Origin of the sequence: Virgibacillus senegalensis (assembly GCF_000821245.2) — a bacterium.
Taxonomy (GTDB): domain Bacteria; phylum Bacillota; class Bacilli; order Bacillales; family Amphibacillaceae; genus Sediminibacillus; species Sediminibacillus senegalensis.
Window position 1 is genome coordinate 851,563 of record NZ_LN611424.1, and the last position, 13,013, is coordinate 864,575.

Consider the following 13,013-nt stretch of genomic DNA (forward strand, 5'->3'; position numbering starts at 1 on the left):
AAGAACAGAATTTCAAGATGAAAAAAAAGAGAAAAGGAATTGGTAAAATTTTGTTGAAAAATACGCTTTAATAGTCTAATATTACTAGATAAATAAGTCTATCTAACCTAAAAGCTTAGGGTCTGGAAATCGATCAAGTTAAAGAATGACAGATGGATAGAAACACAGGGGGAATCAGGATGCAGACGGCAGTTAAGACCATTATTTTTCAATTGAAACAACAACAGTACGGCGTGGATATCCAGCAGGTCCGTTCCATTGAGCGTTTGGTCGATGTAACGGAGGTTCCAAATACATCTGATTTCATTAAAGGAATTGTCAATTTGCGAGGAGAAGTAATTCCTATTATTGACTTGAAAGAGCGATTGGGTTTGGGTAGAAAGGACTATACGGATGAAACAAGAGTCCTGATCATTGAAATTGATGGTGTGACTGCTGGTTTGATTGTTGATGAAGCAAAAGACGTGATCGATATCGACCCGGACTTGATCGATCCAGCTCCCAAGATGGCAGGAGGAATTCATTCGGCCTTCTTGAAAGGTGTCGCGAAACTGGAGGACCGATTGCTGATTATGCTTGATTTTGCCAGTATTTTTGATATCGAAGAAATGCAGGAAGTAAAAGAGATAAGCCAAGTTTAATTTCAACAGAGTGGGGGATTTAGCATATGAAGAGCGTACTCGTTACGGATGACGCAGCCTTTATGCGATTGCAGCTCAAAGACATTTTAAGCAACATTGGTCTGGAAGTAATCGGGGAAGCAGCAAACGGGCAGGAAGCAGTGGAAAAATATAAAGAACTGCAGCCTGACTTAGTGACAATGGATATTACCATGCCGGAAATGAACGGTGTAGAGGCATTGCAGGCCATCAGACAATATGATGATGATGCGAATGTGATAATGTGCTCGGCAATGGGGCAGCAGGCGATGGTAGTAGAAGCAATCAAAGCCGGTGCGAAAGATTTCATCGTCAAACCATTTACCGCGGAACGAATTGAAGCAGCATTGCAAAAATTCATGTGAACGAAGGTCTATAGGCGCGTTCATCATCTTACAGCGATGGACGCAAGATGAAAGCACTGCATAAACGGAAGAAACCAGAGCCTTTCAGGGCTCTGGTTTTTATCAATCAAATAATGGGCTGACTGAACGATCTTCAAAAACTCTGGTAATCGCATCGCTCATCAACGGTGCTACCGATAGCTGTGTAATGCGGTCAAGGTGTTTCTCTTCCGGAATCGGGATGCTGTTGGTGACAATCAATTCTTTCAGCTCGGAGTTTTTGATTTTATCAATTGCAATACCGGATAAAACCGGATGGGTACAGCAGGCATAGACTTCCTTGGCGCCTTTCGCCATCAATGCTTTGGTTCCACTGGTCATACGTGTTCCGGTATCGACGATATCGTCGACCAGGACGGCCGTTTTTCCTTCGATATTTCCGACAATATTCGATTCGCCGACTTCTGTTTCCCTTGGCCCGCGTTTATCGATGATAGCGATAGGAGCTTTCAGATGATCGGCAAGCTGTCTTGCGCGCGATACACTGCCATGATCCGGTGACACAACGACCACGTCTTCGAACTGTTTTTCCTGCAAGTAATTAGCCAAAATAGGAATGCCTGCTAATTGGTCGACCGGAATATTGAAAAATCCCTGGATTTGCGGAGCGTGCAAGTCTAACGATATCACACGGGAAGCTCCGGATTCCTGAATTAAGTCTGCGACGAGCTTTGCAGTGATTGGTTCTCTCGGCCGCGCTTTACGGTCTTGTCTGGCATAGCCATAATAAGGGATCACAACATTGATCGTCTTGGCTGAAGCCCGCTTCAATGTATCAATCATTATTAGTAATTCTAAGATATGTTGGTTCACCGGTTCACTTGTAGACTGGATGACAAAGACGTCGCATCCGCGGACGCTTTCTTCGATACTGATTCGTACCTCACCGTCACTAAAGGTTGTCACCGTACTTTTTCCAAGTTCCACACCCATATTGTCGGCGATTTCTTCTGCCAGAGGCAGGTTGGAGCTTAACGAAAAAACTTTCATTTTTGATTCCTGGAAGTCTCTCGACACACTTGATTCCTCCTTGTTTACAGGGGTCTGTTACATTTGTTTTCCAACAATTTGTCAGGTTACAACCTGTTTATGTAAGGATTTTATTATCTCAAAAACAATTCAGGTAAACAAGCTGTACGCAATGCGAAGAGTGTCTAAAACGAGACTGGGTTAGATAGCTGTTATTCTCACTGCAAAATAAAACAAAGGATAGAACGCAGATTATCCCTTACCTACGCGGAGGAAAGGTGCAGGTGTTCTCCGGATAAAATGCTTATCGATAAAAGCAAGGTTTTCATCGTTTCCTGGGAGAGTTACGGTTTCGATTGCTTCCTCAACAGTCAGCCATTTGTACGCACTATGTTCGTGGTTAAGGATAACCTGCTGCCGACTGTCGACATAACCAACAAAGAGGGGAGCCATATAGATGTATTCCTCCTGCGGCGAGTAAAACTGGTCGAATCTATTGGAAGAATACAGCATCACTTCATTTATACCGGTTTCTTCTTTAATCTCCCGCAAGGCTGCTTCCCATGCTTTTTCTCCCTGTTCGATACTTCCGCCGATATAGCACCAGGCACCATCGAGGATTTTGCTTGTCCGTTTGACTAATAAAACATGATAGCGACCTTCGATTTTCTTTAATAGAATAGCTGCTATACCTCGACAGCTGATTGGAACTTCAAAAATGGTTTGCGACATTGGACATCTCCTTTCGAAATCCGTTTTACAATGTTCCATGGTTGGATGATCTGTTTGTGACACCTGAGTTGGTTTTTTGTCTTTCTGTTGTGTACATAATTGCTCTCTTATTTATATTAGCATGATTTTCCCTATGGAAAGTGGAGAGAAACGAAAAAACTGCCCATCACCAAGTTGTGACAGGCAGTTTAAGCCACATTTTTATTGAACAGCAGCCTTACGAAGGATGTTTTCCATCATATCGATATTCGGATAGTTGTACTGATGATACTTTTCAATCGTCTTTTCTATATCATAAGCTACTTTTCTAATGCTTGTACTTACAGAGCCATTATGGACTTCGAGCATAGCATAAGACGCTTTGGCAATTCCGTCGAAAGGAAGGCCGACACTGCCTAGATTGACAACCGTTTTTCCTTTGATTGTCCGAATGTATGATTGATGAATATGACCATACAAATAGACGTCTGCTGGAGCTTTTGCCAGCTTGGATTCCACTGTGCTCTCCGCTGCATCTGGCGGCACGATTTCAAATAAACTGTCGGGGGTGGCATGGAAGACATGAACAGTTATTCCGTCTAGATCCAGCAGTTTCTGTTCGGAAAGTCCGGCTAAGTAGTCGACATCCTGCTTTTCAAGCTGGGAAACCGTCCAGTCCCGTTCTTTGTTCATAAGTTCCAGTGCCTGCTCCGGTACTTCTCCATCCTTGATTCCCCGAACGACCCATTCGTCAGCATTTCCTTTGACTACATCGGTATCCAGATTGCGGATAAGGTCGATTGAACGCTTTGGTTCTGGTCCGCGAAAGGCAATGTCGCCCAGCACAAGCACTTTGTCGACTTGCTCGGTTTCGATATCGTGCAGCACTGCATCGAGCGCATCGGCATTGCCGTGTATATCGGAAATACATGCAACTTTCATGACTATCTCTCTCCTCGTTATAAGTACTTTTGTTTATCGTAGCAGATTTCTTTTGCTCATAAAAAGATTGTGCTGTGTTTGCAGCTCTAAACAAAAAGAAAACCACCGTCTTGGTAGCTTTCATTTTTAAGGTTGTTGCTTCGATTTGTGGGATTATGCTGGATTGGCATTTTCGTAGGCTTCTAAAAGTAGATCAACGATATGGACAGCCCTCATATGATCAGAGAGTCCTTCTTTTTCAATTCCCAGTTTCATTTGCAAGAGACAGCCTGGATTGGCTGTAACGATCGTTTTTGCCTTAGTCGCTTTGGTTTGTTCCATTTTGTAATCAAGAATCTGCATAGATATCTCCGTTTCGACCAGATTGTAAATCCCGGCCGATCCACAGCACCGTCCCGCATCCTTCATCTCCACGTATTGAGCACCTTCGATCGAAGATAACAGTTTTCTTGGTTCCATGAATGTTTTTTGGACATTCTTCAAATGGCAGGAGTCCTGGTACGTGATGATTTCCTCCGAAAGGGACAACGGCTGTTGATCAAAGCCTAGCTCCACCAATACACTGGAAATGTCCTTTATCTTGCTGGAAAATGCTTCAGCGCGTTGTTTCCACTCCGGTTCATCTTTCAATAAATGACCGTAATCGACTAAAAAGGCACCACAGCCTCCGGCATTGGTAATAATGTAATCCACTCCGGTTTCTTCAAACGCGGCGATATTACGCTTTGCCATTGTCTTTGCCTGTTGTTTTTCCCCGCTATGTCCATGGAGGGCGCCGCAACATGCCTGGGCTTCAGGCACAACAATCTCACATCCGGCATACTGCAACAGCTTTGTCGTCGCCTCGTTGGTCGGAAGAAAGACAGTGTCCATCAAGCAGCCTGAAAAAAAGGCGACACGTTTTTTTGCAGGGACTGTCGGCTGCAAATACCGCGGCCGTTGTTTCATGGTTTTGCTTGTCGGAACATCTGGCAATACCTTTTCCATCAACTGCATAGATTCTGGGAGCAGCTTCATCATGCCTGATTTACGGGCTACGGTCCGCAATCCGGAACGCTGATAAAAGCCCAGAAGACCGGTAAGTCCGATCATGCGGTTTTGATAGGGAAACAGGCCCTGGAATGCAGCCTTGCGCACGGCTTTGACTGGTAGGGGTTGCTCCTGATTTTGGTAGATAATATCCCTTGCCTGTTCCAGTAAATGGCCATAGTTGACGCCGGAGGGGCAAACTGGTTCACATGCCCGACAGCCAAGGCACATATCCAGCGAACGCTTTACATCATCATCAGGTTCGATATCTCCATCTACAACCGCTTTCATAAGTGCGATTCGTCCGCGAGGAGAGTGGGCTTCGTCTTTACCGGACTCGATGTAGGTAGGGCAGCTGGGCAGGCAAAAACCGCAGCGCATACAGTTCAGTAATTCGTCATAATCCATCTTTTCTTGGAATTGCTGTTGAATCCGTTGTTTTTCAGCTGTCTTCATTAGGTAATCACCACCCGTTTCCTGCTTTCCTTGGCAAACATTTTTCCTGGATTCATGATATTTTTCGGATCAAATGCTTGTTTGACGGAATGCATCGCTTCTACCCCCGCCTCTCCAAGCTTCAGATGCAAATAAGGGGCCTTCATAGCACCAACCCCGTGTTCGCCGGTTATCGTTCCGCCAAGTGCAACGGCAGTAGTGAAAATTTCTTCGAAGGCTTGTTCCACCCGTTCCATTTCTTCTTTATCCCGTGCATCTGTCAAACAGGTAGGGTGCAGATTTCCGTCACCTGCATGGCCGAATGTACAAATATCAACCTGATATTTTTCTGCAATTTTATTGATGGCATGAACCATGTTGGCAATCTCGGAACGAGGAACGGTAGCATCCTCGAGGATGGTGGTCGGTTTTAACCGTGCCAACGCTGATAAAGCAGATCTCCTTGCGGTCCTTAGTGCTTCCGCTTCCACCTCAGAAGCGGCCATGCTTACTTCGATTGCCTGGTTATCTTCACAAATCGAGACAATTTTTTCGATATCTTTTTCCACAACGGCGGCATCGCCATCCTGTTCGATCAACAGGACTGCTTTGGCATGTGTTGGCAGACCAATATTGGAAAAGTCTTCGACGACTTTAATGGTAGGCTGATCCAAAAATTCAAGGGTAGCCGGAATAATTTTGCCTGCAATGATTTTGGAAACGGTCCGGGCTGCAGCTTCCATGTCTTCATAAAGGGCCAACACGGTCTTTTTCGTTTCTGGCAAAGGGATTAATTTTAACGTTGCTTCGGTAATAATCCCGAGAGTCCCCTCCGATCCAACAAATAACCTGGTTAAGTCGTATCCAGCCACGTCTTTTGCCAGCTTTCCGCCTGTCCGGATTTTTTCCCCATTTGGAAGGACGACTTCCAGCCCTATTACATAGTCACGGGTCACTCCGTATTTCAATCCGCGTAAACCACCGGAATTCTCATTGATATTTCCGCCGATTTGGGAAACTTTCATCGAACTTGGGTCGGGAGGATAAAACAATCCCTTCGTTTCAACTGCTTCCATTAGCTCCAGGGTGTTCACGCCAGGCTGTGTCGTCACTGTTAAATTCTCTTCATCGATTTCGATAATTTTGTCCAAATGCTTCATCAAAAGGACAACACCACCCTTAAGGGGAGTAGTACCGGCGCTTAAATTGGTTCCGGATCCCCTGGGAACGATGGGTATTTCCTGTTCATTGCACCACTTTACCACCTGGGAAACCTCTGAACTGTTGCGGGGAGAAACAACTGCGTCCGGCATCGCTTGAAATTGGGGAGTAGCGTCAAACGAGTAGACAAGCTTGCTCGCTTGGGAAGTTTCCACGTTTTCTTTCCCGACAATGGCCGTCAATAGTTCCAATCCATCTTTTGTCAGCATGTCATTCTCCTTATCTCTTATCTCGTTTTCTTTTATTGTAATGCTGGTTCTCAGGCAATTGTATGGAGAAACCTACAAAAAAGACTTTGATATTTACGACTGATTTGTATATTCTTCCAAAAATAACATAGCTAAATAGAAAGAAACCTGGGAGTGAAGCTGCTTGGGGTCATGACCGGTCAGTTCTTCGATTTTACTCAAGCGGTAGTGGATGGTGTTGGTATGGACTTTTAACTGGCGCGCTGTTTCCGCAATCTGCGCGTTATTGGACAAAAACACGTTCAAGGTAGTCAAGAGCCCTGAATCCGGGCGAAGACTGCCAAGACTGCGCTCAATAAAAGCTGTTTTGGTAGCTGCTTGTATGTCTTCGATACAAAGTTCCAATAACAAATTATCATAAAAGACGAGTGGCACCCGCTTTAATGCAATCGCCAACGTTTTTTCGGTTTTTTGAAACAGCTGTTTCATTGCCTTTGGAGGCCCGGATGGTCCCACTCCAATTTCTGGGACAAACCCAACACGCTTCTTCATATGCTGTTGGAATCGGGCAAACAGTCTGTGGTAATCCGATGATACTAGAGAATCCGATGACTCCAGCTCATCATGAATAAGCAGGCAATGGTCGTTTCCCCAGCTTAGTAACGTGTCTGTTGTTCTTTTTTCGAACCATTCACGGGCCAGTCGGTAATATGCGGCTGCGTTTTGGCTGTCCAGAGAGGGAAAGTGGATAAGGGAACACCGTTTCCAGGTGGTCATATCGAATCCTAAAATCTGGCCGTTGTGCAGGAAAGCGTCGTCCGCTTCTTCTTGCTGAATCCAATCAAGAAAATAGGCTTCCATTCTCCGGTTTTTCCACTCCGTCTGTTGGAAGTAGATATTTTCCTGGATGAGCAATTCGGTCATTTTCTTGACCAGTGAACCAAACGGTGCAACCTTTTCCGGGAGGCCGGTAATACCAATCACGCCGATCGGCTCTCCGTCGAAGTAAATCGGAAGATTGATCCCTGCCTTTACACCTTTTAGTTTCCTTTCATCTGCCTCGGAGAGAATCAATTCCGTTTTTCGATGGCAGGCTAAGACGGCTCCTTCATGAAAGCTGCCGACACGTCTTTTATCCGTACTGGCAATAATGTTACCGGCTGGATCAACGATGATCAGATGTTCGTCCATCAATGTTTTAACTTCCGATACAATTTTTCTGCCTAGTTCAGGGGTCAAATACATAATCGCATCCCCTTTACATGATTTGATAGAAAGCTAGAAGAGCGGCAGCATAGACTGTTTGTCCGCTTTCTTAGCCGAAAACTCTGTCCTAGTTAAGATTGTAGCAGACAAACCTGTAATCGTATACAACGTTATGAAGACAGTACTTTTTTACAGAATTCCGTTTATTTTGACTATCCAATGTCCATACTACAGCTAAATCATAAACCGGAATGGAGGTCTTAAGCGGATGAAGGATGATATTGCACTGAAGGAATTATATTACCAAGTTTTGAAAACTTGTTTTGCATACGAAATTCATATGGAACCGGGGATGACCTTTATCGACATGTGGAAAGCATTGATCGTAAAAATGGATGATCAAACAAAAGCAGTCCTAAAAGCAAGGCTTCAGCAGGATGTCCAGGAAAAACGAGGGACCACTTTTGAAAAAATGCTGTTGCTGCTTGAAAGGCAGGAAGCAAGCTTTAAAGAGTCACAGAAGCAGATAGGGTAATAGGGAGAAGAAAAAGCCTGAAGAGTTGCTTCCTTTAAAAGGATGCTCTTCAGGCTTTTTCATTTAATAAGGGGTAATATACTCTGGCATGGTGGCCAACCAGATCGAAGTTTCATTTTAGGTGGAAGCCTTTTGTCACCAGACTAGTCAAGATTTTGCCTGCTTTGGCCATATGAAATAGCTGATAGTAGCAAAGGTATCAACCCCAACGACCAATGCCCACATTTTGATTATTCCTGCCAACGCTTCTGTGCGTTCTGGATTGTCGATTATGAAAATTGTAATGGAAAGTAGCCCGGCACCGATGAAGAATGCCAACAAATGCCGCAGCCAGCCCTTGGCATAATGTCTGGCATAAGCAAAGCCATACCGCTTTGGCGGTTTTTCCCCTTGTTTAAGGATGTAATATTGGAAGCGTTGATCGGCCCAATCTATCATACTTTTGCCGAATGCTATGGAGCTGCCGATGTAAATAGCGGCAACTCCATGGGCAACTGTTGCTGCCGTCCCCCGGTACAAATCAAAGCCAGCAAGCACTAATAATAACAAATCGATCACCGGTGTGGATGCCAGGAAAACCAGACCCAGCTTTTCTTTTTTAAAAAGATATCGGGTGGTCAATCCGGCGATGATGGCAACCCAAAACCCTATTTCGCACAAAACGATCATCCAAGCGATGAAATTCAACTATTTTTCTCCTTCCTTCAATGAATGAACATAAGTCCAGTTAATTTTATTAATACAATTGTATTGGATAATACGATCATAGCACGACTGTTTTTTTAATACAATCGTATTAAAAAATTGAATAATCTTCGTTAAGTTGCTATCGTAAGAATATGCCAAAAATAGTGAATCATGAACAACGTAGAAACCAAATAGCAGAAGCGGCATGGCGGGTTATCCTTAAACATGGAATGGAAGGGGTGACAGTGCGTAAGGTAGCAGAAGAGGCAGGATTATCGCTTGGTGCCTTGCGTTATTACTTCTCGAACCAGGAAGGATTGCTCCGCTATGCGATCAATTTAGTTAAGGATAGAGTTGCGGAGAGGATCAAGCAGATTATAAGCCGTGACTTACCGCCTAAGCAGAAAATGCTCAACGTGTTACTGGAAATTGTTCCAACAAACCAACAAACAAGAGCAGAGATGGAGGTGTGGTTTACTTTTATTTCTTATGCACGGCATCACCGTCATCTCCTGGAGGAAGAAGGAGATGGAATCTTACAAGCCATTCAATTGATGTTTGGTTATTTGCAGAAAAAAGGGTTGCTGCGTAAAGGGCTCGATATCGAATTGGAAACGGAGAAACTGTATGCAATAGTAGATGGATTGGCACTGCATGCCATGCTGGAACCAAAACGGGTAACAGAGAAACAGGCGGCGAAGGTTATCTCCAGTCATTTGGAGAATATATTGGGGGAATCAGAATAAAGGGGGAACCAACGGTGGGAGAAATCATACAATTGACTGAAAAGGATTTTCCGGAAATTTTTGCTTTATCCAAATTTGCCTTTCAATATGAAATTCCTCCAGAGGATATGCAGAAAAGAATTGAAGAAACCAAGCGGCATAAAATTTGGGGTTGGATGGAGCAGGGAGTCCTTGCAGGCAAGCTCCATCTCCATTCCTTTTCTTGTTATTTGGACGGTGAAAAATTTGCAATGGGAGGAATCGGGGGTGTGGCTACATGGCCGGAACATCGCCGGAAAGGGATAATCAAAAGACTATTGTACCACGCGCTTCTTGATATGAAAAGAAACGGTCAGACACTATCTTTCCTGCATCCATTTTCTTTCCCTTTTTATCGAAAGTATGGGTGGGAGCTCGTTTTTACCAACAAACATTATTCCATCCCGATGGAGCGGTTAAAGAAAGATTGGAATGGCAGCGGGTATGTCCGCAGAATAGAAAAGGACATTCCTTTTTTGCAATCCCTATATACACCATACGCCCTTCGGTACAACGGGATGCTGGCCAGAGATGAAAAATGGTGGCAGCAAAGGGTCTTGACTGGGAACGATCATATAGCAGTGGCCTATGATGAGAAGGGCAAGGCAGAAGGCTATCTTATTTACCATGTAAAGAATGATGTGTTTACGGTAGAGGAGTTTGTGCATCTATCGTTGAATGCCTGGCATGTACTCATGCAATTCATCGCCAACCATGATTCCATGGCTGAAAAGGTGGAAATGGTGGCATCAGAAAATGATCATTTACCCTTATGGATCGATGAACCAAGGTTCCCACAGGAAATCAAGCCTTATTTCATGGCACGGATTGTCGATGTGCAAGCCTTTCTGGACGCCTATCCTTTTCGGGAATCACAAGGTTCAGTACCAGTCTATCTACATGTGGACGATGATTTTTTGCCAGACAATGCAGGAAATTACCGCATTGAGGGTGGGCAAGTGGTTCGCAAAGACGATGAAATTCCTGCCGAAAACGGTATTTTTTGCACGATCCAGCAGCTTACTGTGATGCTGCTTGGCGCAAAGCGGCCCATGGAGTTATATACTGCTGGATTAATTAGCGGCAGTAGTGTGGCCGTGAAACAGCTGGAGGAAATCGTCCCTGTTCAGCAGACGTATCTTACCGACTTTTTTTAATGTTGCATCGGAAGTTGCCAGGCAAGTTTCGCTTTTTTTCGTAGGGGAATAAAAGATAATACCTCAATCATGCGAAAGAAGGAAACAAATATGGATATATCTTCCGAGAAAATAGATTTAAAGAAGCAACAGAAGCAGGCCAAGCCTTGGATCCGCCGGTTTGGAAGAATCGGTTATATGGCACAGGGAGTGGTGTTTGCCTTGATCGGAATTCTTGCTTTTATGGCGGCTATTGGTGTGGGCGGAAAGACTTCTGGAACAAGTGGGATGTTTCAATCGCTAGCCGCCCTGCCATTTGGAGAAATACTGATCTGGATTATTGGCTTCGGACTTTTCGGTTACATTGTCTGGCAGTTGATCAGGGCATTTAAAGATCCGGATGGCTACGGAAAAAACATAAGAGGATTGACGGTTCGTGCAGGCTTCATCATCAGTGCGATGATTTATGGAGGCATCGCCTTCAAAGCGCTTCAAATTGCCATGCATGCCGGCAGCAGCGGGAGTTCCGAGCAAACGATGTCGGCAAAGCTTTTATCCCAGCCTTTTGGCCCATGGTTGCTTGGGCTGTTTGGAGTTATTGTCTTTGGTTTTGCTATCTATGAAGCAGGAATCGGCATCACAGGCAGTTACATGAAAAAGTTCGAGCAGGGCGAAATGGAGAAAAAGGAAGAAAAAACCGCGATAATCGCCGGTAAAGTCGGAATGATTTCCCGGGGAATAGTGTTTGGTCTTGTCGGATTTTTCTTTGTACAAACGGCTGTCACGACAAATCCCGATAAGGCGAAGGGATTGGATGAAGCGCTGTCGGAGTTGGCTCAACAGCCGTTTGGAAGATGGATGCTCGGGATCGTTTCCCTCGGATTTATATTGTTTGGGCTATACCAATTATTCAGAGGACGGTATCAAAAAATGGATTTCGGCCAATAGACCGATAGGAAAAAGCCAGCTTGTCGAATGCTTGTGACAAGCTGGCTTTTTTAGTGCCATTCGTTACGAAAAAAGTCATATAAGATTGGAAAGTTTTTAGATGTGAAAAAATATCTGCATAATCTGTAAAATTATGTTGAAAAGTGAAAAATGACACAGTATACTTACTAAAGTACTACATAATAGGTGAATAAATTTTTGATAAAGGCAAACTAATCGAAAGGTTAGGACGCAAAGCTTAGGGTCTAAGGTTATGGAATGAGCCATTATGCTCATGAATAATGATGATCGCCTGGCTGCCACACACATGATTCATATAAAATCATGCTTTGTTTGGCTGTTCCTAAATGGGAAGAGCCATTTTTTTGGGGTTTTTTAGAAGGAGGCTGGCTAATCACTGGGAAACGGAAAAAAGTAGGAAAGAACAAATATCATCGGTCATGGGATGGAAAAGTTAATCAGGGGAATACGGAAAGAAAGATTGGTGTGAGTTGAAATTGAATATTATGGTAATAAAAGATCGTTGCTTAATGAGGGATGGTATCGTTAATGTGTTACAAAATGAATATGCCGACCATAGGGTTCATGCGTTTGCATATGAGGAATGTAATGCATTAATCCGTGAAGAAAAAACAGCAGACCTTTTGATTGTCGACATCGATACGGACAACGAGATAATCATGGAGCTGATTGAATGGCACAAATATAAAAATACGAAAGTTATTGTCTGGACCGCTGATCCTGATAAATCCCGATTGGAAAATTGGTTTCAGGAAGGGCTTGACGGTTATTTCTTCAACGGCATGCAGCCCGAGGAATTGACTGCAGGGATAAATTGTGTCCTCAATGACGACGTGTATGTACATCCAAAGTTGTCAGCCATTTTATTGCACGACTATAGAAAGTTGTCTCATAAAGTGGCAGAGAGACCGGTCGGTGTTCTGACGGAGCGGGAATGGAATGTGCTGGAACTGTTGACGAAGGGTTCCAGCAATGACAAGATAGCCAAAATGTTGTTCATCACGGAAAAAACGGTAAAAAACCATGTGAGCTCCATCTTTAGAAAACTGGGCGTAACAGATCGTACCAATGCGGTTTTATATGCATTGAGGCACCGCTGGTTTTACTTATAAACAATTCAACTTCGACAATAGTGCAAGCGGCTTTAAGAACACTGGA

At 44.1% G+C, this 13,013-nt stretch carries 14 protein-coding genes and 1 riboswitch; of the genes, 7 read left to right on the plus strand and 7 right to left on the minus strand.

Annotation, left to right across the window (positions count from 1 at the left end):
• The first annotated feature begins 179 nt into the window (after positions 1-179).
• Positions 180-641 (plus strand): chemotaxis protein CheW, encoded by a 462-nt coding sequence (locus tag BN1067_RS08235; protein ID WP_053218405.1) that lies wholly within the window; start codon positions 180-182, stop codon positions 639-641.
• Positions 642-667: 26 nt separating this feature from the next.
• On the plus strand, positions 668-1,024 hold the full coding sequence (locus BN1067_RS08240) for a response regulator (protein ID WP_053218406.1): 357 nt from the start codon (positions 668-670) through the stop codon (positions 1,022-1,024).
• A gap of 102 nt (positions 1,025-1,126) precedes the next feature.
• On the opposite strand, the gene BN1067_RS08245 is transcribed toward BN1067_RS08240, so the two are convergent.
• The 6 genes from BN1067_RS08245 to BN1067_RS08270 form a co-directional block, all read right to left on the minus strand.
• On the minus strand, positions 1,127-2,080 hold the full coding sequence (locus tag BN1067_RS08245; RefSeq protein WP_053218407.1) for a ribose-phosphate diphosphokinase: 954 nt from the start codon (positions 2,078-2,080) through the stop codon (positions 1,127-1,129).
• 204 nt (positions 2,081-2,284) lie between these two features.
• On the minus strand, positions 2,285-2,764 hold the full coding sequence (locus BN1067_RS08250; protein WP_053218408.1) for an NUDIX hydrolase: 480 nt from the start codon (positions 2,762-2,764) through the stop codon (positions 2,285-2,287).
• A 201-nt stretch (positions 2,765-2,965) separates the two neighbouring features.
• The gene (locus BN1067_RS08255; protein ID WP_053218409.1) at positions 2,966-3,685 is read right to left on the minus strand and encodes a metallophosphoesterase family protein; all 720 of its coding nucleotides are present in this window, start codon (positions 3,683-3,685) and stop codon (positions 2,966-2,968) included.
• Positions 3,686-3,838: 153 nt separating this feature from the next.
• The gene (locus BN1067_RS08260; RefSeq protein WP_053218410.1) at positions 3,839-5,170 is read right to left on the minus strand and encodes a (Fe-S)-binding protein; all 1,332 of its coding nucleotides are present in this window, start codon (positions 5,168-5,170) and stop codon (positions 3,839-3,841) included.
• Complete coding sequence (gene glcD / locus BN1067_RS08265; protein WP_053218411.1) at positions 5,170-6,579, minus strand: glycolate oxidase subunit GlcD; 1,410 nt, start codon at positions 6,577-6,579, stop codon at positions 5,170-5,172. The genes BN1067_RS08260 and glcD overlap by 1 nt, the downstream gene beginning before the upstream one ends.
• Before the next feature lie 93 nt (positions 6,580-6,672).
• The gene (locus tag BN1067_RS08270; RefSeq protein ID WP_053218412.1) at positions 6,673-7,803 is read right to left on the minus strand and encodes a CdaR family transcriptional regulator; all 1,131 of its coding nucleotides are present in this window, start codon (positions 7,801-7,803) and stop codon (positions 6,673-6,675) included.
• Positions 7,804-8,032: 229 nt separating this feature from the next.
• Here BN1067_RS08270 and BN1067_RS08275 point away from each other — a divergent pair, with 229 nt between their 5' ends.
• Positions 8,033-8,299 carry a hypothetical protein gene (locus BN1067_RS08275; RefSeq protein WP_053218413.1) on the plus strand — a complete coding sequence of 89 codons (267 nt, stop codon included), beginning with the start codon at positions 8,033-8,035 and terminating at the stop codon, positions 8,297-8,299.
• Between the two features lie 147 nt (positions 8,300-8,446).
• On the opposite strand, the gene BN1067_RS08280 is transcribed toward BN1067_RS08275, so the two are convergent.
• Positions 8,447-8,986, minus strand: coding sequence for a hypothetical protein (locus BN1067_RS08280; RefSeq protein ID WP_053218414.1), 540 nt, complete (start codon positions 8,984-8,986; stop codon positions 8,447-8,449).
• Positions 8,987-9,138: 152 nt separating this feature from the next.
• On the opposite strand from BN1067_RS08280, the gene BN1067_RS08285 reads away from it, so the two are divergent.
• The 4 genes from BN1067_RS08285 (at position 9,139) to BN1067_RS20150 (ending at position 12,967) form a co-directional block, all read left to right on the plus strand.
• Positions 9,139-9,732, plus strand: a complete 594-nt coding sequence (locus tag BN1067_RS08285; RefSeq protein WP_053218415.1) for a TetR/AcrR family transcriptional regulator — start codon at positions 9,139-9,141, stop codon at positions 9,730-9,732.
• A gap of 14 nt (positions 9,733-9,746) precedes the next feature.
• Positions 9,747-10,907: a GNAT family N-acetyltransferase gene (locus BN1067_RS08290; protein ID WP_053218416.1), complete on the plus strand. Its 1,161-nt coding sequence runs from the start codon at positions 9,747-9,749 to the stop codon at positions 10,905-10,907.
• Between the two features lie 90 nt (positions 10,908-10,997).
• The gene (locus BN1067_RS08295) at positions 10,998-11,834 is read left to right on the plus strand and encodes a DUF1206 domain-containing protein (protein WP_053218417.1); all 837 of its coding nucleotides are present in this window, start codon (positions 10,998-11,000) and stop codon (positions 11,832-11,834) included.
• Positions 11,835-12,030: 196 nt separating this feature from the next.
• Positions 12,031-12,138: riboswitch (cyclic di-GMP riboswitch) on the plus strand.
• Positions 12,139-12,385: 247 nt separating this feature from the next.
• Positions 12,386-12,967 (plus strand): response regulator transcription factor, encoded by a 582-nt coding sequence (locus tag BN1067_RS20150; protein WP_234400651.1) that lies wholly within the window; start codon positions 12,386-12,388, stop codon positions 12,965-12,967.
• The last annotated feature ends 46 nt before the right edge of the window (positions 12,968-13,013 follow it).